Origin of the sequence: Kitasatospora terrestris (genome assembly GCF_039542905.1) — a bacterium.
In the GTDB taxonomy this organism is placed as follows: domain Bacteria; phylum Actinomycetota; class Actinomycetes; order Streptomycetales; family Streptomycetaceae; genus Kitasatospora; species Kitasatospora terrestris.
This window is the reverse complement of the sequence record NZ_BAABIS010000001.1, coordinates 7,448,706-7,473,767: the sequence shown is the minus strand read 5'-3', so window position 1 is coordinate 7,473,767 and position 25,062 is coordinate 7,448,706. Positions and strand designations below refer to the sequence as shown.

The 25,062-nt window shown below is 74.9% G+C and carries 22 protein-coding genes and 1 pseudogene; 4 read left to right on the top strand and 19 right to left on the bottom strand.

The window, feature by feature from the left end:
• Positions 1-155 precede the first annotated feature (155 nt).
• On the top strand, positions 156-1,220 hold the full coding sequence (locus tag ABEB06_RS34205) for a right-handed parallel beta-helix repeat-containing protein (protein ID WP_345700804.1): 1,065 nt from the start codon (positions 156-158) through the stop codon (positions 1,218-1,220).
• A gap of 70 nt (positions 1,221-1,290) precedes the next feature.
• Positions 1,291-2,328 (top strand): methyltransferase, encoded by a 1,038-nt coding sequence (locus ABEB06_RS34200; protein ID WP_345700803.1) that lies wholly within the window; start codon positions 1,291-1,293, stop codon positions 2,326-2,328.
• Between the two features lie 58 nt (positions 2,329-2,386).
• Here the strand turns inward: ABEB06_RS34200 and ABEB06_RS34195 are convergent, their stop codons facing one another.
• From ABEB06_RS34195 to ABEB06_RS34140, 12 genes are all read right to left on the bottom strand, one after another.
• Complete coding sequence (locus ABEB06_RS34195; RefSeq protein WP_345700802.1) at positions 2,387-3,040, bottom strand: class F sortase; 654 nt, start codon at positions 3,038-3,040, stop codon at positions 2,387-2,389.
• 93 nt (positions 3,041-3,133) lie between these two features.
• Positions 3,134-3,583 carry a hypothetical protein gene (locus ABEB06_RS34190; protein ID WP_345700801.1) on the bottom strand — a complete coding sequence of 150 codons (450 nt, stop codon included), beginning with the start codon at positions 3,581-3,583 and terminating at the stop codon, positions 3,134-3,136.
• Positions 3,584-3,767: 184 nt separating this feature from the next.
• Entirely contained in the window at positions 3,768-5,126 is a 1,359-nt protein-coding gene (locus tag ABEB06_RS34185) for an acetyl-CoA carboxylase biotin carboxylase subunit (protein ID WP_345700800.1), read from the bottom strand.
• Positions 5,127-5,135: 9 nt separating this feature from the next.
• Positions 5,136-5,618: an acetyl-CoA carboxylase biotin carboxyl carrier protein gene (locus ABEB06_RS34180; protein WP_345700799.1), complete on the bottom strand. Its 483-nt coding sequence runs from the start codon at positions 5,616-5,618 to the stop codon at positions 5,136-5,138.
• The gene (gene accD, locus ABEB06_RS34175) at positions 5,615-7,306 is read right to left on the bottom strand and encodes an acetyl-CoA carboxylase, carboxyltransferase subunit beta (protein WP_345700798.1); all 1,692 of its coding nucleotides are present in this window, start codon (positions 7,304-7,306) and stop codon (positions 5,615-5,617) included. The genes ABEB06_RS34180 and accD overlap by 4 nt, the downstream gene beginning before the upstream one ends.
• Before the next feature lie 36 nt (positions 7,307-7,342).
• Positions 7,343-7,681: a TcmI family type II polyketide cyclase gene (locus tag ABEB06_RS34170; protein WP_345700797.1), complete on the bottom strand. Its 339-nt coding sequence runs from the start codon at positions 7,679-7,681 to the stop codon at positions 7,343-7,345.
• Positions 7,678-8,133: an SRPBCC family protein gene (locus ABEB06_RS34165; protein ID WP_345700796.1), complete on the bottom strand. Its 456-nt coding sequence runs from the start codon at positions 8,131-8,133 to the stop codon at positions 7,678-7,680. Before ABEB06_RS34165 ends, ABEB06_RS34170 begins: the two co-directional genes overlap by 4 nt.
• 1 nt (position 8,134) lies before the next feature.
• The gene (locus ABEB06_RS34160) at positions 8,135-8,389 is read right to left on the bottom strand and encodes an acyl carrier protein (RefSeq protein ID WP_345700795.1); all 255 of its coding nucleotides are present in this window, start codon (positions 8,387-8,389) and stop codon (positions 8,135-8,137) included.
• A 27-nt stretch (positions 8,390-8,416) separates the two neighbouring features.
• Positions 8,417-9,631, bottom strand: a complete 1,215-nt coding sequence (locus ABEB06_RS34155; RefSeq protein WP_345700794.1) for a beta-ketoacyl synthase N-terminal-like domain-containing protein — start codon at positions 9,629-9,631, stop codon at positions 8,417-8,419.
• The gene (locus ABEB06_RS34150; RefSeq protein ID WP_345700793.1) at positions 9,628-10,893 is read right to left on the bottom strand and encodes a beta-ketoacyl-[acyl-carrier-protein] synthase family protein; all 1,266 of its coding nucleotides are present in this window, start codon (positions 10,891-10,893) and stop codon (positions 9,628-9,630) included. The genes ABEB06_RS34155 and ABEB06_RS34150 overlap by 4 nt, the downstream gene beginning before the upstream one ends.
• Positions 10,890-11,327, bottom strand: coding sequence for a cupin domain-containing protein (locus tag ABEB06_RS34145; protein WP_345700792.1), 438 nt, complete (start codon positions 11,325-11,327; stop codon positions 10,890-10,892). Before ABEB06_RS34145 ends, ABEB06_RS34150 begins: the two co-directional genes overlap by 4 nt.
• A 65-nt stretch (positions 11,328-11,392) precedes the next feature.
• The gene (locus ABEB06_RS34140) at positions 11,393-12,538 is read right to left on the bottom strand and encodes a SchA/CurD-like domain-containing protein (RefSeq protein WP_345700791.1); all 1,146 of its coding nucleotides are present in this window, start codon (positions 12,536-12,538) and stop codon (positions 11,393-11,395) included.
• A gap of 166 nt (positions 12,539-12,704) precedes the next feature.
• On the opposite strand from ABEB06_RS34140, the pseudogene ABEB06_RS34135 reads away from it, so the two are divergent.
• Both ABEB06_RS34135 and ABEB06_RS39440 read left to right on the top strand, forming a co-directional pair.
• Positions 12,705-13,844: pseudogene (locus ABEB06_RS34135) on the top strand (FAD-dependent oxidoreductase); the annotation flags it as partial.
• 21 nt (positions 13,845-13,865) lie between these two features.
• Positions 13,866-14,708 (top strand): aromatic-ring hydroxylase C-terminal domain-containing protein, encoded by an 843-nt coding sequence (locus tag ABEB06_RS39440; protein ID WP_425559828.1) that lies wholly within the window; start codon positions 13,866-13,868, stop codon positions 14,706-14,708.
• Between the two features lie 55 nt (positions 14,709-14,763).
• On the opposite strand, the gene ABEB06_RS34125 is transcribed toward ABEB06_RS39440, so the two are convergent.
• From ABEB06_RS34125 to ABEB06_RS34095, 7 genes are all read right to left on the bottom strand, one after another.
• Positions 14,764-16,182: an MFS transporter gene (locus tag ABEB06_RS34125; protein ID WP_345700790.1), complete on the bottom strand. Its 1,419-nt coding sequence runs from the start codon at positions 16,180-16,182 to the stop codon at positions 14,764-14,766.
• A 7-nt stretch (positions 16,183-16,189) separates the two neighbouring features.
• A complete protein-coding gene (locus tag ABEB06_RS34120) occupies positions 16,190-16,663 on the bottom strand; it encodes a hypothetical protein (RefSeq protein ID WP_345700789.1) in 474 nt (157 codons plus the stop codon).
• A 90-nt stretch (positions 16,664-16,753) separates the two neighbouring features.
• A complete protein-coding gene (locus ABEB06_RS34115; RefSeq protein WP_345700788.1) occupies positions 16,754-19,213 on the bottom strand; it encodes a SpoIIE family protein phosphatase in 2,460 nt (819 codons plus the stop codon).
• A gap of 209 nt (positions 19,214-19,422) precedes the next feature.
• Positions 19,423-20,043 (bottom strand): TetR/AcrR family transcriptional regulator, encoded by a 621-nt coding sequence (locus tag ABEB06_RS34110; RefSeq protein WP_345700787.1) that lies wholly within the window; start codon positions 20,041-20,043, stop codon positions 19,423-19,425.
• 41 nt (positions 20,044-20,084) lie between these two features.
• A complete protein-coding gene (locus ABEB06_RS34105) occupies positions 20,085-21,668 on the bottom strand; it encodes a 4-coumarate--CoA ligase family protein (protein ID WP_345700786.1) in 1,584 nt (527 codons plus the stop codon).
• A gap of 106 nt (positions 21,669-21,774) precedes the next feature.
• A complete protein-coding gene (locus ABEB06_RS34100) occupies positions 21,775-22,941 on the bottom strand; it encodes an acyl-CoA dehydrogenase family protein (protein WP_345700785.1) in 1,167 nt (388 codons plus the stop codon).
• Positions 22,942-23,056: 115 nt separating this feature from the next.
• Positions 23,057-24,976 (bottom strand): acetyl/propionyl/methylcrotonyl-CoA carboxylase subunit alpha, encoded by a 1,920-nt coding sequence (locus tag ABEB06_RS34095; protein WP_345700784.1) that lies wholly within the window; start codon positions 24,974-24,976, stop codon positions 23,057-23,059.
• Positions 24,977-25,062: the final 86 nt, after the last annotated feature.

The window sequence follows — 25,062 nt, the reverse complement described above, 5'->3', positions numbered from 1 at the left end:
CGATCGGGTGTACGACGCGCCGGACCGGGGGTACCGGCAACGCCCTTGCGGCTGTACAGAAGTGGCAACCCGCCCGGAGACGACCCTAGCTTCGACCTGGCGGCCCCGACCGGGCCGCGTTCCCACGTCTCCGAAGCGAAGCGGGTCATCCGCCCATGACTGCACGACTCGCCCCGGCCGCGATGCTGGCCGCCGCACTGCTCACCATCCCCGCCGCACCGGCCCAGGCGGCCGGTCCAACCGTCCACCGCCTGCGGGCGGGCGTCACCCCGCAGGCCGTCCAGGCCGTGCTGGACGCCGCCCGCCCGGGCGACACCGTGGAACTCCCCGCCGGGACCGTGCCCGGCGGTCTGACCGTCTCCGTCGACCGGCTCACCCTGCGCGGCCAGGGCCCCGGCCGGACGGTGCTGCGCCCCGACACCGGCGCGACCGGCGCGTGCGCCGCCGCCGGGCACGGGCTGTGCGTCACGGGCCTGCCCGGCAGCCCGGTGCACGGCGTACGGATCGAGGCCCTGGCCGTCGAGGGCTTCACCAAGGACGGTCTGCACGCCTCGCAGACCGACGCCCTGACCGTCCGCGCCGTCGCCGCCCGGGCCAACGGCCAGCAGGGCGTCTCCACCGACGCGTCCACCGGCTCGCTGCTGACCGCCGTGGAGGCGAGCGGCAACGGCCAGGCGGGCATCTTCGTCGCCAACGCGGTGGACCACGAGGGCGGCGCCCTGGACACCGACGGCAGCGAGGTCTTCGGCAACCGGCTGACCGGCAACCGGATCGGCGTGGTGCTGCGCCGGGTCCGGAACATCACGGTCGAGGCCAACCTGATCGGCGACAACTGCGGCGGGGTGTTCGTGGTCGGCGACGAGGGCGTTCCCCGGGCCGGCGCGCTGACCGTGCGCGACAACACGGTGGACGCCAACAACCGCTACTGCGCGCCCAATCCGCGCCTGGACTTCATCCAGGGCACCGGCATCCTGCTGACCGGCACCGAGGACACCGTGGTGACCGGCAACCGGGTGACCGGCAACACCGGCGCCTCGCCGATGTCCGGCGGCATCGTGCTGTTCCACTCGCTGGTCGGCGCGCCCAACTCAGGTGCCACGGTGACCGGCAACCTGCTGAGCGGCAACGGTCCGGCCGACATCGCCGACCGCGACACCGGCTCCGGCAACCTGCTGGACGGCAACGTCTGCCGCACCTCCCTGCCCGCCGGCCACTGCTGACCGCCCAGCGCCGCACCCCGCCGTACCCCGACACGCCCGACACGCCCACGACCGAAGGAGGCCGCACCCCATGGCCACCGCCACCGCCCCCGACACCACCGCCGCCGCCCCGCCCTCGATGCTGCTGCGCGAGCTGGTCTTCGGCGCCGCCTGCGCGGGCGCCCTGCGCGCCGCCGCCCGCCTCGGGCTGCCCGACGCACTCGGCGAGCAGCCCGCCGCACCCGCCGAACTCGCCACCGCGCTCGGGGTCGAGGCCCGCCCGCTGGGCCGCCTGCTGCGCGCCCTGGCCAGCTACGGCGTCTTCACCGAGACCCCGGACGGCCGCTACGCGCACACCCCGCTCTCCCGGCTGCTGCGCGAGGACGAGCCGGGCAGCCTGCGGGCCATCGCGCTGTGGTGCACCGAGCCGTGGACCTGGCAGTCCTGGTCCCGCCTGGACGACGCGGTGCGCACCGGGCGCAGCGTCTTCACCGACACCTTCGGCAAGGAGTTCTTCCAGTACCTGCACGACGACGCCCCGGACTCGGCGGCCGTCTTCGACCGGGCGATGAGCCAGTCCAGCCGCCAGTCCGCCGAGGACCTGACCGCCTTCCTGGACCTGACCGGCGTCTCCTCGGTCGCGGACATCGGCGGCGGCCAGGGCCAGGTGCTGGCCAACCTGCTGGCCGCCCACCCGGGCCTGCACGGCACGCTCCTGGACCTGCCGCAGGTGGTCGCCCAGGCCGACGAACGGCTCCGCCCCGGAGGCGAGTTCGCCGACCGGGCGCGGCTGGTCCCGGGCGACTGCCGGGAGGACGTCCCGGTCGGGGCCGACCTCTACCTGATCAAGAACATCCTGGAGTGGGACGACGGTTCCACCCGCCGCACCCTGGCCAACGTGATCCGGGCGGCCCGGCCCGGCGCCCGGGTGGTGATCGTGGAGAACCTGGTCGACGACACCCCCTCGATGCGCTTCACCACCGCGATGGACCTGCTCCTGCTGCTGAACGTCGGCGGCGCCAAGCACACCACCGCCAGCATGACCGCGCTGATCGAGCAGTCCGGTCTGCGGCTGCACGCGGTCGAGCCGGTCAACCCGTACCTGCACGCCTTCGAGTGCACGGTCTGACCGACCGGGGCAACGCGAGAGGGGCCGCGCACGGCGCGGCCCCTCTCGCGTTGCCGCCTCACGCCTTCAGGTGCGCGAAGACGACCACGTTGGCGGTGTAGTCCTTGGCCTTGTGGTCGTAGACGCCGCCGCAGGTGATCAGGCGCAGCTGGGCGTCGGGGGTGTCGCCGTAGACCCGGTCGTCGGGGAAGGCGTTCTTGGCGAAGGTCTCCACGCTGTCGACGACGAAGGTGGCGGTCGTGCCGTCGGCCCGGGTGACGTCGACGGTGTTGCCCGTGACCAGCAGGCTCAGCAGCAGGAAGACCGCCGGCCCGCTCTTGGTGTCCACGTGGCCCGCCATCACGGCGCTGCCGGCCTCCCCGGGGGCGGCGCCGCCGCTGTACCAGCCGACCAGGTTGCGGTTGTCGACGGGCGGCGCGGCGAGCCGCCCGTCGGCCTCCAGGCCGAGCTGGCTGACGGGGGCGTCGACGGCGATCTGCGGGATCCGGATCCGGGTGGGCTGCGAGCGCGGCAGCGCGGGCGCCCGGGCCCCGCGGGCGGCTGCGGCGGACGGAGCGGCGGAGGCGGAGACGGAGGTGGACGCGGCCGGTGCGGAGGCTTCGTCGACCGGCTTGGCGTCCACCGAGTTGTAGAGGACCAGCACGCCGAGCGCGGCCGCGCCGAGGCCGAGGCGCAGCAGCTTTCCGCCGGGCTGGGGGGTGGGTGGGTTCATCGGTGGTGCGTGCCTTCCTCGGCGGAGACGCCCGGCCGGGCCGGCTGCCCGGGTGGGCGGCCGGCCCGGCGGGTGTCCCGGGGTGGTGACGGGTCAGAGCGCCAGGCCCGGCTTGGCGGCGGTCCGGCGGCGGCGCATCGCCAGCACCGAGACGCCGACCCCGCCGGCCAGCAGGACCGCGCCGGTCGCGGCGCCGCCGCCGGACAGCGCGAGGCCGCCGCCGCCGGTGTGCACGCCGCCGTGCGGCTTGTGGTGCTTGCTGTCGGAGCCCTTCGACCCGTGCTCGGACGTCGCGGAGCCCGAGGAGCTCGACGAGCCGGCGGCGGCCTCGGCCGCCGGTTCGGCGGCTGCGGGTTCCGCGGCGGACGGAGCGGCGGGGGCCGGAGCGGCGGGGGCGGCCTCGGCGGCCTTGGAGCCGCCGTCCCAGCCGCCGCCCTGGTGGCTGCCGGCATCGGGCGGGACGTCGGCGAGGGCTGCGGGGGCGCCGAGCAGGAGGGTGGCGGCAACGGCCGCGCCGGTCACGAGGGTGCGTGCAGAACGCATGGGGGTGGGAACCTTTCCGATGGCCGCGCGGGCCGGCCCGTTGCCGGCCCGTGGTGTCGCGGCGCCGTGGACCACGCTGCGCCCGCCGACCGGGTGCCGCGAGCCGGGTGCGGCATCCCGGGCGTCCTGCTGGGCCCTTCGGGTGCGGGGGGTCAACCCGGGCGCGTGCCCTGCCGATAGGGGGTCAGACGGCCGTTTCCTCGGCCATGGCGGCGACCAGTCCGGTGGTGTGCCGCCCGGCCCGGTAGCGCGGGTCGGCCAGGGTGCGGCGCAGGTACCCGGCGGTGGTGCGCACCCCCGGCCCGTCGATCCGGAACTCGGCGAGGGCGCGGTCGAGTCGGGCGACGGCCTGTTCACGGTCGGGTGCCCAGGCGATCGTCTTGGCGAGCAGCGAGTCGTAGTCGGGGCCGACCACCCAGCCGGGGTAGGCGTGGGTGTCGACCCGGACGAACGGGCCGCCGGGCGGGGTGAACTCGCTGAGCAGGCCGGGGGTGGGCACGAAGTCCCGCTCGGGGTCCTCGGCGTTCACCCGGGCCTCCACCGCGCTCCCCCGCACCACCACGTCCTGCTGCCCGTAGCCGAGCGGCTCGCCGGCCGCGATCCGCAGCTGCTCGCGCACCAGGTCGATGCCGGTCACCATCTCGGTGACCGGGTGCTCCACCTGGAGGCGGCAGTTGACCTCCATCAGGAAGAAGCCGCCGTCGGGCGCGAGGACGAACTCGAAGGTGCCGGCGCCGACGTAGCCGGCGGCGAGGGCGCCCTGCACGGCGGCCGCACAGATCCGGTCGCGCAGCGCGCGGGGCAGGTTGGGGGCCGGGGACTCCTCGATCAGCTTCTGGTGGCGGCGCTGCACCGAGCAGTCCCGCTCGCCGAGGTGGACGGCGTTGCCGTGGCGGTCGCACAGCACCTGGACCTCGATGTGCCGGGCGCCGTCGACGTACCGCTCCAGGTAGAGCCGGTCGTCGCCGAAGACGGCCCGGGCGTGGGCGCGGGTGTCCTGGAAGGCGGGGGCGAGCTGGTCGCCGTCGCGGACCACGGCCATGCCGCGTCCGCCGCCGCCGGCCACCGCCTTGAGGATCACGGGGTAGCCGACCCGGTCGGCGAGCTGCCGGGCCTCGGCGGGGCCGGTGACCACGCCGGTGGAGCCGGGCAGGACGGGCAGTCCGGCCTCGGCCATCAGTCGGCGGGCCATCGCCTTGTCGCCGAGCCGCTCCATGACGTGCGCGGGCGGGCCGATGAAGGTCAGGCCGTTGGCCTCGCAGACCTCGGCGAAGTCGGGGTCCTCGGAGAGGAAGCCGTACCCGGGGTGGACCGCCTCGGCGCCGGTGCTGAGCGCGGCCTCGATCAGTGCGGGGATGTTCAGGTAGCTCGACTTCGCGGCGGGCGGCCCGAGGTGGACGGCCCGGTCGGCGAGCCGGACCACCGCCGAGTCGCGGTCGGCGGTGGAGTACGCGGCGACGGTGCGGATGCCCAGTTCGCGACAGGTCCGGGCGACCCGGACGGCTATCTCGCCGCGGTTGGCGATCAGTACGGTGGTGAACACGTCGGCCCCTCAGGCGAGTCGGACGGCGATCAGCGGCTGCTGGAACTCCACCGGCGCGGCGTCGGGGGCGAGGATCTCGACCACGGTGCCGGCCGCGTCGGCCTCGACGGGGGTCATCATCTTCATGACCTCCAGCAGGCCGATCGGCTGTCCGGCCGCGACGGTGTCGCCGACCCGGACGTAGGGCGGGGAGCCGGGTTCGGGCGCGTGGTAGAAGGTGCCGATCATCGGTGCCTTCACCTGGTGCGGGCCGGCGGTCTCCGGCTCGGCGGCGGCGGGTGCTGCGGGGGCCTCCGCCACGACGCCGACGGCCGGGGAGGTGACCGGCTTCCAGTGGATCTCGACCGCCGTGCCGAGGTGTTCGAGGCGGATCCGGGCGGGCAGCTCGGGCCTGATCCGGGCCAGTTCGGCGATGCTCCGGCAGAGCGCGGTCAGGTCCGCGGTCGGCCCGGCGGTCAGGTCGGCGGGGTCGCCGGTGAGCTCGGTGGTCACGGCTGGCTCCTCTCGGCAGGTGCCTCGGCGGCGGCGCCGAAGGCGTGGAAGCGGTTCCTGCGGTCGGCGAGCAGCCGCTGCGGGTCCCAGGGGATGAGTTCGTGCAGGGCGCTGACCAGGGCGGCCTCCAGCAGTCCGGCGGCGGCCGCGTGGTCCTGGTGGGCGCCGTCGGGCGGTTCGGGGACGACGCCGTCGACCACGCCGAGGGCGAGCAGATCGCGGGCGTGCAGGCGCAGCGCGTCGGCGGCGGTGGGGGCGGCCTGCGGGTCCTTCCAGAGGATCGCGGCGCAGCCCTCGGGGCTGATCACCGAGTAGATGCCGTTGGCACTGACCAGGACGAGGTCGGCGACCGCGAGCGCCAGGGCGCCGCCGCTGCCGCCCTCGCCGATCAGCACGGCGACGATCGGCACGGGCAGCCGGGCCATCAGCCGCAGGTTCTCGGCGATGGCGGCGGCCTGGCCGCCCTCCTCGGCGTCGGGGCCGGGGTTGGCGCCGGGGGTGTCGATCAGGGTGACCACCGGCAGGCCGAGCTTGGCAGCCAGCCGCATCAGCCGGGCGGCCTTGCGGTAGCCGGAGGGCGCGGCCATGCCGAAGTTGCGGCGGCGGCGCTCGCCGAGGTCGGGGCCGCCCTTGTGGTGGCCGATCAGCATCACGGACGTACCGGCGACGCGTCCGGTGCCGGCGACGATGGCGGGGCAGTCCTCGCTGAGCCGGTCGCCGTGGAGTTCCTGGAAGTCGTCGACCAGCCGCCGGACGTAGTCCAGGGTGGTGGGGCGTTCGGGGTGGCGGGCGAGCCGGACGCCTTCCCAGGCGTCCCGGTCGGTCAGTTCGTCGGCGGCGCGCAGGATCGCCTCGGTGGATCCGGCCTCCGGCGCGCTCGGGGCGAGCGGCGGGCGCAGCCCCAGCAGCCGGCCGAGCACCGGGCGGACCCCGATCCGCGGGACGACGTCGTCGACCATGCCGTGCTCCAGCAGGAACTCCGCGGTCTGGAAGCCCTCCGGCAGCCGCTCCCCCGTGGTCTGTTCGATCACCCGCGGGCCGGCGAAGCCCATCCGGGCACCGGGCTCGGCGATGATCACGTCGGCCAGGGTGGCGAAGGAGGCGGCCACCCCGCCGTACGTCGGGTCGGTGATCACCGAGACCGTCAGGATGCCGGCCTCGTCGAGTTCGGCGAGCGCCTGGGCGGTCTTGGCCATCTGCATCAGGGAGAGCACGCCCTCCTGCATCCGGGCGCCGCCGGAGGCGGTGACCATGACCAGCGGGACGCGCCGGGCGAGGGCGGTGTGCGCGGCCTGGGTGATCAGCGCGCCGACGGCGCAGCCGAGGCTGCCGCCGAGGAAGCGGAAGTCCATCACGGCGACCACCGCGGGCTGGCCCTCGATCAGTCCGGCGGCGCACAGCACGGCCTCGCTGAGACCGGTGTCGGCGCGGGCCTCGTCCAGCCGCTCCGTGTAGGAGCGGCTGTCGACGAAGTCGAGCGGGTCGTGCACCGCGGCGGCACCGTCGAGCGGCTCGGCGGTGCCGGGGTCGAGCAGCTGCGCCAGCCGCTGCGGTGCGGTGAGCCGGCCGTGCCGGCCGCAGTCGGGGCAGACCCGCAGGTTCCTGACCCATCGTTTTCCGTAGACCAGGGCGGCGCAGCCCTCGCAGCGCACCCAGTCGGGTTCCTGCTCGTCTCGGTCCACGTCCACGTCGGGTCTCCATTCCTCGGGCGGTCGCGGGGCCGGTCAGTGACCGGTCCGCTCCCAGCGGTAGAACTCCCGGGCCATGGCGTCCTTGGGCGAGCGCCAGGTGGCCGGGTCGTACGCGTCGACGTAGACCGCGAGCCGGTCGCTGATCGAGCGGAACTCGGGGTGCGAGGCGTACCGGGCGACCTCCGGCCCGGCCGGGCGCTCGGACTCGATCAGGTGCAGGTAGACGTCGCCGAACTGGAACAGGCTGCGGCCGGTGACCCCGATCAGGTGCGGCAGCTCGCCGCGGTCGGAGTCGGCGAACACGTCCGCGATGTGGTCGGCGGTGTCGGGCTTCATCCGGGCGACGATCAGCGACCGGTGGGGGCCGGTCACGAAAGACCCGCCCGGTGTTCGACCTTGGCGCGGATCAGCTCCATCTGGACCTTGGAGTTCTGGTTGATCCGGTCGGTCATCCCGGCGTCGTCGATCGGCGCGGTGGGCTTCATCGCGAAGTCCTGGATCCAGCGCATGCTGGTGCCCTGCGGCACCTCCTCGTACTCCCAGCGGATCTCCATGAACTCGAACGGTCCGGGTTCGACCCGGCGGGCCCGGACGGTGAGCTTGTCGCGGTCGGCCTCGCGCTCGGAGACCCAGCTCCACACCTGGCCGTTCTCGTCGGGGTGCATGGTGAGCCGGAAGCGGACCAGCTGGCCCTGCCGGTCGATGACCTCGACGGAGGCGTACTCGCTGAACAGCTGCGGCCAGTTCTCCAGGTCGTTGGTGACGTCCCAGACCAGGTCGACGGGCGCGTTGATGACGATGGTGTTGTCGGTGTGTCCGGGCATCTCAGGCGCTCGCCTTCACGGTGGAGTTGACGGTCTGCAGGAACTCGGCGACCGGGCGGCCGAGCAGGTCGGAGCTGTCGATGGAGACGCCGTAGCGGTTCTCCAGGTCGGCGAGGACGCCGAGCACGCCCAGCGAGTCCACGCCGAGGTCGAGGAACATGCAGCCGGGGTCGGCCAGTTCCTCGGGGGTGACGGTGACGCCGGCCCGGGTCTTGATCAGGGTGGCGAGGTCGTCATGGGTGATCTCGGAACTCATCGGATTCCTCCAGTGGGTGAGGGTTTGTCAGGCCCGGCGCAGCACGAGGGCCGCGTTCGAACCCATCAGTCCGCGGCTGAGCACCAGGGCGGTGCGCGGCTCGGCGGAGCGGGCGTAGCCGGTGACCAGGTCGATCTCCGCCTCGCACGCGGTGGTGTTCGGGGTGGGCGGGATCAGGCCGTTCTCCAGGGCGAGCACGGCGGCGGCCACGTCGAGCGCGGGCGAGCCGCAGTGCGCGCGGCCGGTGCCGGCCTTGGGGGCGGTGACGGGGACTCGGCCGGCGTGCTCGCCGAGCGCGTCGGCGAGCGCGAGCGCCTCGGCCCGGTCGGCCTCGGGGACGCCGAGGGCGTCGGCGAAGACCACGTCGACCTCGTCGGGCGCGCAGCGCGCCTCGGCGAGCGCCCCGCGGATCGCCCGGGCCAGCCCCTCCCGGGACTCCGCCCAGCGCGCCGCGCCGGTGAAGGTGGCGCCGTGGCCGGCCAGGTGGGCCCGCACCCGGGCGCCGCGGTCGCGGGCGTGCCGCTCGTCCTCGACCACGAACATCGCGCCGCCCTCGGCGGGCACGAAGCCGGCCGCCGCCCGGTCGAAGGGCAGGTAGGCCCGTTCGGGGTCCTCGACGAGCGACAGGCCCGGGTAGCCGAGCTGGCACACCATCGAGTACGGGGCGATCGGCGCCTCCGCGGCGCCGGCCACCACCGCCTCGGTGCCCCGTCCGATCGCTCGGGCGGCGTGCGCCAGCGCGTCCAGGCCGCCCGCCTCGTCCGCGGCGACCACCCCGCAGGGGCCCTTGAAACCGCCGCGGATGGAGATCTGACCTGTGGAGGCCGCGTAGAACCAGGCGATCGACTGGTACGGGCCGACGTGGTGCGGCCCGTTGCCCCAGAGCTGCTGGAGCTCGCGCTGGCCGAACTCGCCGCCGCCGGAGCCGGCCGCGGTGACCACGCCGACGGTGAACGGGTCCTCCACCTCCAGGGCCGCCTCGTCGATGGCCAGCGCGGCGGCGGCCATCGCGAAGTGGGTGAAGCGGTCGGTCTGCACCAGGTACCGCTCCTCGACGAACGACCTGGCGTCGAAGCCGCGCACCAGCCCGGCGACCCGCAGCGGGAGCCGGTCGCAGCCCTCCCGGTCGATCGGGGTGAGGGCCGAGCGGCCCTCCCGGGTGGCCTTCCAGTAGTCGTCGGCGCCGATCCCGGTCGGGGCGATCACGCCGACGCCGGTGAGCACCGCGCTGCGTCCGTTCACGCCGCCACCCCCGTCCGGCTGAGCACCACGGCGGACTGGAAGCCGCCGAAGCCGCTGCCGACCGAGAGCACGTGCCGCAGCGGCACCTCCCGCGCGGTGCGCGGGACGTAGTCCAGGTCGCACTCCGGGTCGGGCTTCTCGTAGTTGGCGGTCGGCGGGACCACGCCGTGGTGCAGCGCCAGCGTGCAGGCGACCAGTTCGATCGCGCCGATGGCGCCCAGCGAGTGGCCGACCATCGACTTGATCGAGCTCATCGGGGTGCGCCGGGCGTGCTCGCCGAGCGAGCGCTTGACCGCGGCGGTCTCGTGCCGGTCGTTCTGCTTCGTGCCGGAGCCGTGGGCGTTGACGTAGTCCACGTCCTCGCCGTTGATCCGGGCGTGGGCCAGGGCCCGGTCGATCGCCTGCGACATCTCCAGGCCCTCCTGGGTGAGGCCGGTCATGTGGTAGGCGTTGCCGAAGGTGGCGAAGCCGCCGAGTTCGGCGTAGATCCGGGCCCCGCGCCGGCGGGCGTGCTCCAGCTCCTCCAGCACCAGGACGGCGCCGCCCTCGCCGAGCACGAAGCCGTCCCGGGAGGCGTCGAACGGCCGGGAGGCGTGCGCCGGGTCGTCGTTGCGCGCCGAGGTGGCCTTGATCGCGTCGAAGCAGGCGACCGTGATCGGGGAGATCGGCGAGTCGCTGGCACCGGCGATCACCACGTCCGCGCGGCCCTCCTCGACGGCCATCGCCGCGTAGCCGACCGCGTCCAGGCCGGAGGTGCACCCGGTGGAGACGGTCTGCACCGGGCCGCCCGTGCCGAACCGCTCGGCCACCGCCGCCGCCAGCGAGCTGGGCTGGAACGCCCGCTCCAGGTGCGGCCCGGCCGGGCGGTGGTCGACCGCCCAACGCGCCCCGTGCGAGGAGACCTTGACGTAGTCGTGCTCCAGCCGGGTGGTGCCGCCGACGGCGGTGCCGAGCGAGACGCCGATCCGCCACGGGTCCTCGGCCGCCAGGTCGATCCCGCTGTCGGCGACCGCCTCGGCGGCGGCCACCAGCGCGAACTGCACGTAGCGGTCGTGGGTGGCGCACTGCTCGGCGTCCAGGCCGTGCGCCGCCGGGTCGAAGTCGCACTCGGCGGCGATCCGGGAGCGGAAGCCCTCCGGGTCGAACAGGGTGATCCCCCGGGTGGCGGTGCGCCCGGCGGTGAGCAGCGCCCAGAACGAGGGGACGCCGACACCGCCGGGAGCGACCACGCCGATCCCGGTCACCGCGACCCGGCGCGTCACGACACCGCCCCGAGGGGTTCCGGCGGACCCGCCTGGGTGGCCTCCACCACGGTCTCCTCGGTGTCCACGTGCCCGAGCTCGGGGCGCGGCGCCAGCGGGCCGAGGTGGAAGACCAGCCGGGCCTGGGTGGCGCCGACGTTGCGGAAGCGGTGCCGCATCCCGATCGGGATCATCAGCCCCTGGTCGGGCCCCAGCCGCTGGGTCTTCCCGTCCAGGTCCACCTCCAGGTCGCCCTCGACCACGAGGACGAACTCCTCGGAGTACGGGTGGTAGTGCTCACCGATCCGGTCCCCCGGCTCGACGAGCGCCATCCCCATGAAGCCGCTGGTCGCGCCGACAGTCGTCGGGGTGAGCATGGCCCGCAGGTCACCGCCGCGGCGGCAGTTCGGGGGTGCGTCGTCGACGTGGACGACGCGTGGGATCTCCGTGGTCATGGAACGTCCTCTCGGGAAGGTGCGGGCTGGGGATGGGGGCTCCGGGACCGGAGCGGAGGGACGGATCAGGCGGTGGGCGAGACCCGGTCGGTGATCTGCGTCATCGCGCAGGCGGCCAGCAGGTGGCGCATCCCGTCCGCGCTGGGCAGCGGGTGCTCGGCGGGGACGTCGACCAGCTTGGCCAGCACCGTCGAGGCGCGCGGGCCGGCCAGGCCGAGCGCGGTCTGCGGGTCGTCCTGCGGCGAGCCGGTCAGGTCGACCAGGCGGACCACCCGGTCCTCGCGCTGGAACACGGTGGCCCGTACCAGCGGTGACGCCGGGTCGGCGACGGCCTGCTCGTCCTGCCGGGCGAGCAGCTCGGCGACGGCGGCGCCGCAGCCGGTCCGTACCGGGTAGTTGAACGCGAACCGGGCCGTGGCGCCCGTCGGTTCGGCCGACCGGGCGTGGTGGTGGACGGCGGGCAGCGCGGCCTTCATGAAGAAGTCGCGGGCGGCCAGCGGGTCGTTCAGGTCGCGGGCGACCTCCAGGTGGGGGTTGATCGCCTCCTCGACCGCGCGGACCTCCGGCTGCATCGCCACGTGCCGCAGCGCCGCCACCAGGTCGCCGACCACTTCCACCGAACGGACCACCCGGTTGCCGTCCATGAACAGCGTGGTGCGCACCAGCCGGGTCTCGGCGTCCACCTGGGCGTTCGGCGAGCGGTAGCCCGCCAGGATCCCGGCCACCTTCTGCTCGCTGCCCGGCTTCACGGTGAAGGTCAGCGCGTGCCGGATCACCCCGTCCGGGCCGGGACGGGGCGCCAGCGGCACCCCGGCGACCGTCTCGCCGGGCGCCAGCGGGCGGTGCCCGCTGTCCACGGCGAGCCGGCCGGAGGTCTCGCGCATCACGTTGAAGCGCAGCGAACGGGTGTCGCGCACGCAGCCGTGCAGCGGCTTGACCATCTCGCGGTGCTCCGGGCTGTCCACCCAGCTGAGGAACGGCGCGGCGCTCTCCCACTCGCTGGTGATCAGCCACCGGGACGGGTCCTCGATGGACTGGCACAGCTGGTCGGTGATGTGCCCCGGCACCGCGGAGACCTGGTACCTGAGCTGCTCGTAGGCGGCGAGGAAGCGGTCCTGGGCGCCGTCCTGCACGTCGCACAGCAGAACGACCCGCAGCCGGGCGGCGCGGGGGTCGGTGGAGTCGATGGTGGATTCGGACAACAGGGTCATGGAAGTTCCCGTCAAGGCTCGAACAGGGTCAGGTCGATCGTGGTGGCGAGTGCGGGACGGCGCGAGAGTTCGCATCCATCCGAGCGAAGCACCCTCTGTGTCCGTCCGACCGTGGGAATCCATCAGCGGACGGGGGCAGTCGAGTGCAACGGAGAGACCAGAACTGATGGACACACAGACCGCCGGCCGGGTGCCGGTGCTGATCGCGGGCGGCTCCCTGGTGGGCCTGTCCGCCTCGCTCTTCCTCGGCCGGCTCGGGGTGCCGCACCTCTTGGCGGAGCGGCACGCCGAGACCTCGCGTCACCCGCGCGGACGCGGCAACAACCTGCGGACCATGGAGCTCTTCCGGGTCGCCCGGGTGGAGGACGACATCCGCGCCGCCGCCTCGGTGCTCGCCGACAACCACGGCATCCTGCAGGCCGACACGCTGACCGGTGCGGAGCAGGAGTGGCTGTTCCGGGAGATCGACCCCGGTGGGGGCCTCGCCCGGTTCAGCCCGTCCGGATGGTGCCTGTGCAGCCAGAACGACCTCGAACCGGTCCTGCTGCGGCACGCCCGGCAACGGGGTGACGTCCGCTTCGGGACGGAGCTGACCGGGTTCACGGTGGACTCCGAAGGAGTGGACTGCACGCTGTTGGACCGGGAGAGTGGCGCGGTGTCCACCGTTCGGGCGGACTACCTGGTCGCTGCGGACGGGCCGCGCAGCCCCGTCCGCACCGCGCTGGGCATCGCGCAGACCGGCCGCGGCGACCTGTTCCACAACATCAGCGTCACCTTCCGCGCCAAGCGGCTCGCCGACGCCGTCGGGGACCGGCTGTTCATCGCCTGCTACCTCACCGACCCGGCGGGCGCGGGCGCGCTGCTGCCCGTCGACAACCGCGAGCAGTGGGTGTTCCACCTGCCCTGGCACCCCGAGCGCGGCGAGACCGTCGAGGACTTCACCGACGAACGGTGCATCGCCCACATCCGCGCCGCCGCCGGCATCCCCGACCTCGAGGTGGAGATCACCGGACGCGCCCCCTGGCACGCCGCCGAACGGGTCGCCGAACGGTACTCCGCCGGACGGGTGTTCCTGGTCGGGGACGCCGCCCACGAAATGCCGCCGACCGGGGCGTTCGGTTCCAACACCGGCATCCAGGACGCGCACAACCTCGCCTGGAAGCTCGCCGCCGTCCTCGACGGCTGGGCCGGGCCGCGGCTCCTCGACACCTACGGGCCCGAGCGGCAGCCGGTCGCCGTCCACACCGCCGCACGGGCGGCCGAGCGCTCGGCGGAGCACAAGCACCCCGGCTTCGACGCCACGCCCGGCGGCGGGCGGCAGACCAACGTGCTCGCCGTCGCACTCGGGTACCGGTACGCGGCCGGCGCGCTCAGCGGAGCGGCCGCGGACGACCCGGTGATCCCCGAACGCTTCGCGCCCGACGGCTCGGTGGGCAGCCGGGCACCGCACGTCTGGCTCCGCCGGGGCGAGGAACGGCTCTCCACGCTCGACCTGTTCGAACGCGAGCCGGTCCTGCTCGCCACCGACCCCGCCTGGCGCGCCGCCGCGGCCACGGTCGCCGCCGAGACCGGCGTGCCGCTGCGCTGCCACGTCCTCGGCCCCGCCCCGGACGCCGACCTCCACCCCGAACCCGCAACCGGCCCCGCCGCAGGCGGTGTTCCGCCGGCGGCGGGCTCGGCGGGCGGCGACAGGGAAGGCAGCGGCCCTGCCGGGCACGCCGGAGCCGGGAGGCCGGGAGCCGCGGGCAACGTCGCAGGCGGCCACCTGGCTGCCCCGGTGGGCAGCGCCGCAGAGACTGCCGGCACCGCAAGGCACGCCGGAGGCGATGTTCCGCCTACGGCGGGCGCGGCGGCCGGCAGGGAAGGCAGCGGCCCTGCTGGCCACGCCGGAGCCGGAAGGCCGGGAGCCGCAGGCGGCCGCCTGGCTGCCCCGGTGGGCAGCGGTGCAGAGACTGTCGGCGGCGCCGGGGGTGGGACGCCGTCGGTGGGCGGGCGGCCTCCGGGGGCCGGGGCCGTCGTGGTGGGGTGGCCGGAGGGCTACGGGCTCGGTGCGGGCGGGGCGGTGCTGGTGCGCCCCGACGGGTTCGTGGCGTGGCGGGCCGCCGGGCCGGTGGCGGACCGGGCGGGGGCGTTGCGGGCCGCGGTGCGGGAGGTGTTCGCGCTCGCGTGACGGCATGGCGCGGCGGGCCGGCGACCTCGATCGGTCGCCGGCCCGCCGCGTCGGTTCAGGGCCGGGAGTCGGTGAGCGCGGTGGCCAGGGCCAGCAGCACCAGGCCGACGACCACCGCCAGGCTCAGCTGGAACGCCGCCGACCAGGAGCCGGTGACGCCGAGGCGGGCGAAGAAGACCGCGCCGACCGCCGCGATGCCGGCGGCGGAGCCGATCCGCTGCGCGGTCTGCAGGACGCCCGCCGCGCTGCCTGCCCGTTTCACCGGGACCTCTCCCAGGGTGAGCACCTGGTTGGGCGAGACCACCAGCCCGCTGCCGACACCGGCGAGCAGCAGCGGCCCGGCGGTCGCCCAGCCGACGTGCGGTCCGGACCAGAGGTGGACGGCGAGCGCGGCCAGGGCGAGGCCGACCGCCGAGAGGGCGAGGCCGCCGGCCACCAGCCGCCGCCCGTACCGGTGGACGACCCGCCCGCCGAGGTTCGACGCCACCGCCGAGGCCAGCGCGAACGGTGTGATCGCCAGGCCCGCGCCGAGCGCCGACCAGTGCTCGCCGTTCTGCAGGTACAGCGTGAAGACGAAGAACACGGCGGTGAACCCGGCGAAGTACACCAGCGAGACCAGCGAGCCGACGGTGAACGACCGGGCCCGGAACAGCTCGGGGTTGACCAGCGGTTCGCGGGTGCGGGCGTAGCGGCGCTCCCACCCGGCGAAGCCGGCCAGCAGCCCGGCGGCCGGCAGCAGGAGCAGCCAGGTGGACGCCCGGTGGACGTCCTCCACCAGCGGGAACAGCAGCAGCACGGTGCCGGTGCCGAGCAGCAGCACGCCGACCGGGTCGTAGTCCGGCCGGCGGCCGGTGCGCTGCGGCGGTGGCGGGAGCAGCCGGTGGGCGACGGGCAGGAGCGCCAGTCCGATCGGCAGGTTGACGTAGAACACCCAGCGCCAGCCCTCGTGCGCGCCGAAGAGGGCGATCAGCAGGCCGCCGAGCAGCGGTCCGACGGCGGTGGAGAAGCCGATGGTGGTGCCGAGCAGCCCGAACGCCCGGCCGCGTTCGGGTCCGCTGAACAGCTGTTGGATGAACCCGGAGACCTGCGGGACGAGCAGGCCGCCGGACAGGCCCTGCAGCAGGCGCGCGGCGACCAGCCAGGCCTCGTTCTGCGCGGCGCCGGCGAGGGCGCTGGTCGCGGTGAACAGGGCGAGCCCGGTGAGGAAGACCGGCCGTCGGCCGATCGCGTCGCCGAGCCGCCCGGCGGGCACCAGCACCAGTCCGAAGGCGAGTGAGTAGCCGGAGAGCACCCACTGCAGTCCGCTCTCGGACAGGTGCAGCCCGCCGCGCACGGACGGCAGGGCGACGTTGACGATCGACACGTCCAGCAGCGTCATGAAGCCGGCCACCAGGCAGACCGCCAGCGCCTGCCAGCGCCGGCGGTCTCCTGGTGCGGTGCGCTCAGCGGTCGGCAGCGGGGTCGCGCCGCTCACCGCCGGCTCAGGCGCCCGTGCGGGGGACGGCCAGGGTCAGCTGCTTGGCGTCGGCGGCGGCCGGCGGGGTGGCGCCGAGGTCGGTGACGGTGGCGACCACGATCCCGTCGATGCCGTCCAGCCAGTTGAAGGTCTTGGAGGAGACGATCACCTCCTGCGGGTGGGCGGTGCCGTCGCAGACCACCGTCGCGGGCGAGGTGCGGGTGCTGCCGAAGGCGACGTTGTCCTTGTCCTCGGGGTCGGTCTGCTCGACCGAGGTGTTCAGCGAGCGGGCGCCGTCCGGCGCGGAGCAGGTGTAGACGAGGTCGACCCTGACCCGCCCCGGGTACTTGCCGTCGATCGCCGCGCCCTTGATCTCGACCACCGTGGCGGACACGGGCGCCGGGCCGGAGGTGGGCGGGTCGTCCGTCGCGGTCGCCTGATTGACCGTCGCCACCACCGCGACGAGGGCGATCGCGCCGCCCAGGGCCTTGCCGAGCATGGGTCCTCCTCGGAACCGGGGGTATGCGACCGACTATCCGTCAGCCGCTCGCCTCCGGCGATCCGGGTGCGCCGAGCGGAGCACGCCCGTTCAGCGGTAGGGGAGTTCGATCTCGGCCCAGACGACCTTGCCCTCGCGGGTGGGGCGGGTGCCCCAGCGGTGCGCGAGCTCGCTGACCAGGTGGATGCCGCGGCCGCCCTCGTCCTCCTCCGCGGAGGCCCGCAGGCGGGGCGACTGCCCGCCGGCGTCCGCGACCTCCAGGGTGAGGGTGCGGTCGCGGAACAGCCGCAGCCGGCGCGGCGCGTCGGCGTGCAGCAGGGCGTTGGTGACCAGCTCGCTGACGACCAGTTCGGCGTAGTCGGTGAGCCCGGCCAGGCCCCACGCCTGGAGGGTGGTGCGGGTGAAGGCGCGGGCCTTCGCGGGCAGCGGGCCGTTGCCGGGCAGCTGCAGGGTGGCGATCCGGTCGGCGGGCACCGGCAGCACCCGCGCCATGATCATCGCGATGTCGTCGTCCGTGCCGTCGGTGACCAGGGCGCTCAGCACCGCGTCGCAGCTCTCCTCCAGGGTGCGGCCCCGGTCGGCGAGGGTGCGGGAGAGCAGTTGGATGCCGTCGTCCAGGTCGCGGCCGCGCCGCTCCACCAGCCCGTCGGTGTAGAGCGCGATCAGCGCGCCCGCGGGCAGGGTGAACTCCACGCTCTCGAACACCGCACCGCCCACGCCCAGCGGCAGCCCGGGCGGCAGCTCGACGATGTGCGGGGTGCCGTCCGGGTCGATCCGCACCGGCGGGAGGTGGCCGGCCGAGGCGATCGTGCAGGTGCGGTCCACCGGGTCGTACACCGCGCAGACGCAGGTCGCGAACTGGCCCTCGCCGATCGCCGACGCCGTCTCGTCGAGCCGGGTGAGCACCTGCTCGGGCGTCAGGTCCAGGGTCGCCAGGGTCCGCGCCACGGTGCGCAGCTGGCCCATGGTGGCGGCGGCCCGGATGCCGTGGCCCATCACGTCGCCCACCACCAGCGCCACCCGCCCGCAGGACAGCGGCACCACGTCGAACCAGTCGCCGCCGACCTCGCTGACCACGCTGGAGGGGATGTAGCGGTGGGCGATCTCCAGGCCCATGGTGCGGTGGATCTCCTGCGGGAGCAGGCTGCGCTGCAGGGTCAGCGCGGTCTCCCGCTCGCGGCGGTACAGGCGTGCGTTGTCGATCGCCAGCGCCGCGCGCGCCACCAGCTCCTCGGCGAGCGCCACGTCGGCGGCGGTGAACGCCTCCGGGTTGCGGGTGCGGACGAACTCAGCTCCGCCCAGCACCATGCCCCGGGCTATCACCGGCACCATCAGGTACGAGTGGATGCCGGCCTCGATGCCCGGCGCGACCCGGTCCGGCGAGGGCACCAGACCGCTCAGGACCTCCTCGTCCACGTACGGCTTCAGCAGCGGGCGGCCGCTGCGCAGGCACTGGGTGTAGATCCGCTTCGCGTCGTACTCGGCGCTCAGCCCGACCGCGTCCGCGACGTTGGTCAGCCCGGAGCCGTACGCCTCGCCGACGGCGACCGCGCGCAGCTGGACCGGGCGGTCCGGCTGGATCGGCGCGGGCTCCTCGCCGCGCAGCACCGGCTCCAGCAGGTCGACGGTGGCGAAGTCGGCGAACCGCGGGACGACCGCCTCGATCAGCTCCTCGGCGGTGCGCTTCAGGTCCAGCGTGGTGCCGATCCGGGCCGTGGCCGAGGCCAGCAGGGCGAGGCGCTCCTGCGCGCGGGAGGCGCGGGCCTCGGCGCGGAACCGCTCGGTCACGTCGATGATCGAGGAGCTGACGCCCAGCACCCGGCCGGTGGAGTCCTCCAGCCGGAAGTACGACGCCGACCAGGCGCGGTCGCGGCGCGGATCGCCCGGGGTGCGGCCGTGCGAACGGGCGTCCACGACGGGCCGGCCGGTCGCCAGCACCTGCCGCATCACGGCCTCGATCTCGGCGCTGTTCAGCCCCGGCAGCACGGCGCTTATCCGCCGGTTCAGGTGGTCGGCGATCGGCAGGCCGTTGATCCGCGCGAGCGCGTCGTTGAGGCGGACGAACCGCAGGTCGGTGTCGTACACCGCCAGGCCGATCGGCGACTGGGTGAAGAACCCGTCCAGGATCGCCAGGTCCGCCTCCACCTGGCGCAGCGACTCCACGTCCGAGGCGGTCGCCAGCAGCATCGGGCGCCCGCCCGGGCCGGCGATCGGGTAGGTGTGGAACTCCAGCTCGATCGCGTGGCCGTCGCGGTGGCGGACGGGGTAGACGCCCGACCAGCCGGGGCCCGACATGATCTCGGCGAAGAGGTTGAGCACGCCCTTGCGCTCGCCCTCCGGGACCAGGAAGCGCGCCACGTACGTGCCCACCACCTCGGCGGCGGGCCAGCCGGTGAGCGCCTCCGCCTCCTCGCTCCAGTGCAGCACCCGGCCGTCGTCCTGGACCAGGGCGGTGGCGAGCGGGACGAGGCGGTGGCCGGCCAGGCGCGCGGAAGCGGCGCCCGCCGCGTCGCGGCCGGGCGTCGATGCGGAGTGCTCGAAACCGTGCATGATCAGTCAATCACCCGCCCGGTTCCTTCCCACCGTGACCCGGCCCAATCCGGTTCCCACCCAGACTGCACGGCCCACCGCCGTCCGGCGACCCGCGGGACACGTCGGAGTGGCGGCCGAACGCCCGGCGGCCGACCCGCACGACGGCGACGGGAGCCCCCGGCGCCGCAGCCGCCGACCGGCGGGCCGCGGCGGGCTCCGGCCCGGTGTCAGCCGGTCGGGTGGAGGACGGACTCCAGGAGGGACGACCAGTGCTGGACGATGCCCTTGCGGCGGGGGGCGTCGTCGGTGAGGAGGTTGGCGAGGCCGAGGCCGCGGGCGAGGTCGAGGGTGGCCTGGACGGTCTCGCGCACGCCCGGGGTGGCCTCGTCCGCGCCGAGGAACTCCACGGCCGCCCGGTGGGCCTCGCGGCCGACGTGGTTCTCCAGGGTGACGATCCGCTCCCGCAGCGTCGCCTCGGTGGCGGCGGCCACCCACAGGTGGAGGGCGGCGCGGAACAGCGGCCCGGTGTACAGCCGGACGATCATCTCCACCACCGCCTCGGTCCGGGCCGGGCCGGCGGCCGGCAGCCCGTCCGCGTGCGCGCGGACGGCGGCCAGCCGCTCGGCGGCGACGTGCTCGACAGCCGCGGTGAACAGGTCCTCGCGGGTCGGGAAGTGGTGCTGCGCCGCGCCGCGGGTCACCCCGGCGCGCTCGGCGACGACGGCGACGGTGGAGCCGTTCCAGCCGAGTTCGGCCAGGCACTCCACGGCCGCCTCCAGCAGCCGGCGCCGGGTGGCGCGGCTGCGGTCCTGCTGGGGGGTGCGGGAGGCGGCGTGGGTGCTGGTCATCGGTGCTTCCTGCCGGTCGGTGCGGGTCGGGCCCGATCCTCTCAGACCGGCCGGGCGGCGCGGGCGCGCAGCTCCCGCCGGAGGATCTTCCCGCTGGCGGACTTGGGGACGGCGTCGAGGAACTCCACCGCGCGGACCTTCTTGTACGGGGCGACCTGCCGGGCGACGAACTCGATCACCTCCTGCTCGGCGAGATCGCAGCCGAAGGCGCGGACCACGTACGCCTTGGGCCGCTCCTCGCCGTCGGCGCCGACCTCGCCGACCACGGCGGCGTCGCTGATCTGCGGGTGGGTCAGCAGCAGGGCCTCGAGTTCGGCGGGGGCGACCTGGTAGCCCTTGTACTTGATGAGCTCCTTCACCCGGTCGACGACGTACAGGTAGCCGCGCTCGTCGACCCGGCCGACGTCGCCGGTGTGCAGCCAGCCGTCGGCGTCGATCATCGCGTCGGTCTCGCCGGGGCGGCCGAAGTAGCCCTTCATCACCTGGGGGCCGCGGAAGAGCAGTTCGCCGGCCTCGCCGACGCCGAGGTCGGTGCCGGGGTCGTCGAGGGAGACGATCCGCAGCTCGGTGGAGGCGATCATGCGGCCGACGGCGCCGGGCGGCGGGGCCGGGTCGTCCTTGGGGACGACGTGGGTGACGGGGCTGAGCTCGGTCATGCCATAGCCCTGGAGCAGGTGCGGCAGGCCGAGGCGGCGGGCGCAGGCCGCGGCGAGTTCGGCGTCCAGCGGGGCGGCGGCGCTGAGCACGTTGCGCACCGAGGAGAGGTCGTAGCGGTCGACCAGCGGGTGCTTGGCGAGGGCCAGGGCGATCGGCGGGGCGATGAAGACGCTCTCGATCCGGTGCTCCTGGATGGCGTTCAGGAACTGCTCCAGGTCGAAGCGCGGCAGCACGACCACGGTGGACCCGCAGCGCAGCGGCTGGTTGAGCAGCGCGGTGAGGCCGTAGATGTGGAAGAAGGGCAGGACGGCGAGGATCCGCTCGCCGGGGGCGGTGGTGTGCACCGCGGTGATCTGCGCCAGGTTGGTGGAGACGGAGCGGTGGGTGAGCATCACGCCCTTGGGCAGGCCGGTGGTGCCGCTGGAGTAGGGCAGCACGGCGATGTCGGTGCCCGGGTCGATGGCGGGCGCGGGCTCGGGGGCGGTGGAGGCCAGCAGGTCGGTGAGCGAGCGGTGGCCCTCCGCACTGTCGCAGACGAAGATCTCGGCGACGGGCGTGCCGTCCAGGGCCCCGGCGGCGGCGGTGGCGACCGGCAGGAAGGCTGCGATGGTGATGATCCAGCGGGCACCGGAGTCGCGGAGCTGGCCGGTGAGTTCGGCGGCGGTGCTGAGCGAGCTGACCGTGGTGACGGTGGCACCGGCCCGGGTGGCGCCGTAGAAGGCGGCCGGGTAGGCGACGGTGTTGGGGCTGAACAGCGCGACCACGTCGCCCGGGCGGACCCCCGCCTCGGCCAGGCCCGCGGCGATCCGGCGGCTGCCCGCGTCGAGTTCGGCGTAGCTGACGCTGCGGCCGGTGATGCCGTCGATCAGTGCCGGGGTGTCCGCGTGGGCGGCGGAGCCGCCGAGGACGGCGTCGTGGATCGGCAGGTCGAGCGGGGCGACGTCGGGGTAGTCGCTGCGGAACACCATGCGGGCCTCCTGGCCGGTCGGGCGGGGCGGTCCGCTCCAGGGTGACGTGCGGACCGCCGCGCCGACAGGGTTCTGTCATGAACTTCCGGTTGATCGACCCGTCGGTTCAGTAGGAGCGGGGCAGGCCGAGGGTGTGCTGGGCGACGTAGTTGAGGATCATCTCCCGGCTGACCGGGGCGATCCGGCCGACCCGGGTCGCGGTGATCAGGGCCGCCAGACCGTACTCCTGGGTCAGGCCGTTGCCGCCGAGGGTGTGCACGGCCTGGTCGACCGCGCGGCAGGAGGCCTCCCCCGCCGCGTACTTGGCCATGTTGGCGGCCTCCCCGGCGGCCAGGTCGTCCCCGGCGTCGTAGAGCAGGGCGGCCTTGCGCATCATCAACCGGGCCAGCTCCACCTCCACCGCGCACTGGGCGAGCGGGTGGGCGATGCCCTGGTGGGCGCCGATCGGGCGGTCCCAGACCGTCCGGGTCTTCGCGTACTCCACCGCGGTGTCCAGGGCGTGCCGGGCGATGCCGAGGGTGAACGCGGCGGTCATGATGCGCTCGGGGTTGAGACCGGCGAAGAGCTGCAGCAGGCCGGCGTCCTCGTCGCCGACCAGTGCCTCGGCGGGGAGCCGGACGTCGTCCAGGAAGACCTGGAACTGCTTCTCCGGGGCGGTGAGTTCCATCGGGATCGGGGTGTACTCGAAGCCCGGGGTGTCGCGCGGGACGACGAACAGCGCGGGCTTCAGCCGGCCGGTCCTGGCGTCCTCGGTGCGGCCGACGAAGAGCACGGCGTCGGCGTGGTCGATGCCGGAGACGAACACCTTGCGGCCGGAGAGCAGCCAGTCGTCGCCGTCGCGGCGGGCGACGGTGGAGATCCGGTGCGAGTTCGAGCCGGCGTCGGGTTCGGTGATGCCGAAGGCCATCCGGCGGCTGCCGTCGGCCAGGCCCGGCAGCCACTGGCGCTTCTGCTCCTCGGTGCCGAAGCGGGCGATCACCGTGCCGCAGATCGCCGGGCTGACGATCAGCATCAGCAGCGGACAGCCGGCCGCGCCCAACTCCTCGAGCACGATCGACAGTTCGGTCACTCCGGCACCACCGCCGCCGTACTCGGCGGGCAGGTTGACGCCGAGGTACCCCAGCTTCGCCGCCTCGGTCCAGAGTTCGTCCACGGGTTGGCCGGCCCGGGCCTTCGCCCGGAAGTAGGCGGGGCCGTAGCGGCGGGCCAGGTCGCCGACGGCGCGGCGGAGGGTCTGCTGTTCGTCCGATTCCAGGAGGACGTGCGCGGTCACGGTGCGGGTCCTTTCGGCGAGGGTGTTCGGGCGTGCGCGTGCGGGTGGTCCACGTGCGGTGGCGCTCGGGCGTGCGGGTGCGGTGGCGTGCGGGTGCGGTGGCGTGGGGGCGCGCTCAGGCGTGCGGGGTGATCACGGCGAGGGCCGTGCCGGGAGCGACCTGGTCGCCGGGGTTGGCGTGCAGCGCGGTGAGCAGGCCGTCGGCGGGGGCGGTGATGCGGTGCTCCATCTTCATCGCCTCCAGCCAGAGCAGCGGCTGGCCCGCGGTGACGGTGTCGCCGGGCTTGGCGGCGACCCGGACGACGGTGCCGGGCATCGGCGCGACCAGCGTGCCGGGGGCGAGCTGCTCGGCCGGGTCGGGGAAGCGGTCGAGCGCGGTCAGCACCGTGGCGCCGGCCGGCCCGTCCACGTACACCCGCCGGTCGTGGCGGGCGACGTGGTGGGTGCGGCGGACGCCCGCGACCAGCAGGGTGACCCGGTCCGGCGCGGAGTCGAGCAGGACGGTGCCCGGGTGGCCCTCGGCGCGCAGCCCGTCCCGGATGATCCGGTAGCGGACCTCCAGCTCCTCGCCGTCGGCGGCCAGGTAGCGCTTGGACTGCGGCTGGGAGGGCAGGTTGCGCCAGCCGGAGGGCAGTGCGGTGCGGCGCTCGGCGGCGTCCGCGAGCGCGGCGGCGAGCGCCGCCTCGCCGGCCGCCCCGGGCGCCTTTCCGGTCAGGTCGGCGGCGTGCTCGGTCAGGAAGCCGGTGTGCAGGTGCTCGGCGAGGAAGGCCGGGTGGCGCAGCGCGTCGACCAGCAACTGCCGGTTGGTGGCCGGGCCGTGGATCCGGGCGCGGGCGAGCGCGTCGGCGAGCCGGCGGGCGGCGGCGGCCCGGGTGGGTGCCCAGGCGATCACCTTGGCGAGCATCGCGTCGTAGTGGACGGTGATCTCGTCGCCCGCGCCGCAGCCCGCGTCCAGGCGCAGCCCGCGGCCTTCGAACTCCTGGTGCGGGAGCGTGAGTTCGAGGCGGTGCAGGGTGCCGGTGGCGGGCTGCCAGTCGCGTCGCGGGTCCTCGGCGTAGAGCCGGGCCTCGATCGCGCAGCCGGTGGCGGCGGGCGGTTCGGCGGGCAGCGTCCCGCCCTCGGCGACCTGGAGCTGGAGGGCGACCAGGTCGAGTCCGGTGACCGCCTCGGTGACCGGGTGCTCGACCTGCAGCCGGGTGTTCATCTCCAGGAAGAAGAACCGCCCGTCCGGGGCGAGCAGGAACTCGGCCGTCCCGGCGCCGACGTAGCCGATCGCCCGGGCGGCGGAGACCGCGGCGGCGTGCAGTTCGGCGCGCAGCGCGTCCGGCAGGCCGGGGGCGGGCGCCTCCTCGATCACCTTCTGGTGGCGGCGCTGCAGCGAGCAGTCGCGGTCGCCGACGGCGAGCACGGTGCCGTGGGTGTCGGCCATCAGCTGGACCTCGACGTGCCGCCCGGCGGGCAGGTACGGCTCGCAGAACACCTCGTCGGAGCCGAACGCGCCGAGCGCCTCCGCCCGGGCCGCGGCCAGCGCCTGCGGCAGCTCGGCCAGGTCGCGCACCACCCGCATGCCCCGGCCGCCGCCGCCCGCCGCCGCCTTGACCAGCAGCGGCAGGTCCGCCTCGGTCGGTTCGGCGCCGACGCTCAGCACCGGGACGCCGGCCGCCGCCATCAGCCGCTTGGCGCCGGTCTTGGAGCCCATCGCCTCGATCGCCGCGGCGGGCGGGCCGATCCAGCGCAGGCCGGCGGCCTCCACGGCGCGGGCGAAGTCGGCGTTCTCGGAGAGGAATCCGTACCCCGGGTGCACGGCGTCCGCGCCCGCCGCGCGGGCCGCGGCGACCAGCAGGTCGGCGCGCAGGTAGGTGTCGGCCGGTGCCGCGCCGGGCAGCCGGACGGCGGTGTCGGCCTCCCGGACGTGCGGCGCGCCGGCGTCCGGGTCGGAGTACACCGCGACGGTGGCGATGCCCAGGTCGCGGCAGGTGCGGAAGATCCGGCGGGCGATCTCGCCCCGGTTGGCGACCAGCAGAGAGGTGATCATCGGGTTGCAGTCCTCACGTCCTCGGCGTCCTGGGTCCTTCTCGGCGTCGCTCGCGGCGCACCTCACGGCGTACATCACGGCGTCGC

What these genes read in the sequence shown, in the direction of transcription:
- ABEB06_RS34195 (WP_345700802.1), bottom strand. Translation starts at nt 3,040, where the DNA reads ATGAACCCACCCACCCCCCAGCCCGGCGGAAAGCTGCTGCGCCTCGGC.
- ABEB06_RS34205 (WP_345700804.1), top strand. Translation starts at nt 156, where the DNA reads ATGACTGCACGACTCGCCCCGGCCGCGATGCTGGCCGCCGCACTGCTC.
- ABEB06_RS34160 (WP_345700795.1), bottom strand. Translation starts at nt 8,389, where the DNA reads ATGAGTTCCGAGATCACCCATGACGACCTCGCCACCCTGATCAAGACC.
- ABEB06_RS34190 (WP_345700801.1), bottom strand. Translation starts at nt 3,583, where the DNA reads ATGCGTTCTGCACGCACCCTCGTGACCGGCGCGGCCGTTGCCGCCACC.
- ABEB06_RS34120 (WP_345700789.1), bottom strand. Translation starts at nt 16,663, where the DNA reads ATGCTCGGCAAGGCCCTGGGCGGCGCGATCGCCCTCGTCGCGGTGGTG.
- ABEB06_RS34165 (WP_345700796.1), bottom strand. Translation starts at nt 8,133, where the DNA reads ATGCCCGGACACACCGACAACACCATCGTCATCAACGCGCCCGTCGAC.
- ABEB06_RS34105 (WP_345700786.1), bottom strand. Translation starts at nt 21,668, where the DNA reads ATGGTGTTCCGCAGCGACTACCCCGACGTCGCCCCGCTCGACCTGCCG.
- ABEB06_RS34145 (WP_345700792.1), bottom strand. Translation starts at nt 11,327, where the DNA reads ATGACCACGGAGATCCCACGCGTCGTCCACGTCGACGACGCACCCCCG.
- ABEB06_RS34200 (WP_345700803.1), top strand. Translation starts at nt 1,291, where the DNA reads ATGGCCACCGCCACCGCCCCCGACACCACCGCCGCCGCCCCGCCCTCG.
- ABEB06_RS34110 (WP_345700787.1), bottom strand. Translation starts at nt 20,043, where the DNA reads ATGACCAGCACCCACGCCGCCTCCCGCACCCCCCAGCAGGACCGCAGC.
- ABEB06_RS34095 (WP_345700784.1), bottom strand. Translation starts at nt 24,976, where the DNA reads ATGATCACCTCTCTGCTGGTCGCCAACCGGGGCGAGATCGCCCGCCGG.
- ABEB06_RS34140 (WP_345700791.1), bottom strand. Translation starts at nt 12,538, where the DNA reads ATGACCCTGTTGTCCGAATCCACCATCGACTCCACCGACCCCCGCGCC.
- ABEB06_RS34115 (WP_345700788.1), bottom strand. Translation starts at nt 19,213, where the DNA reads ATGCACGGTTTCGAGCACTCCGCATCGACGCCCGGCCGCGACGCGGCG.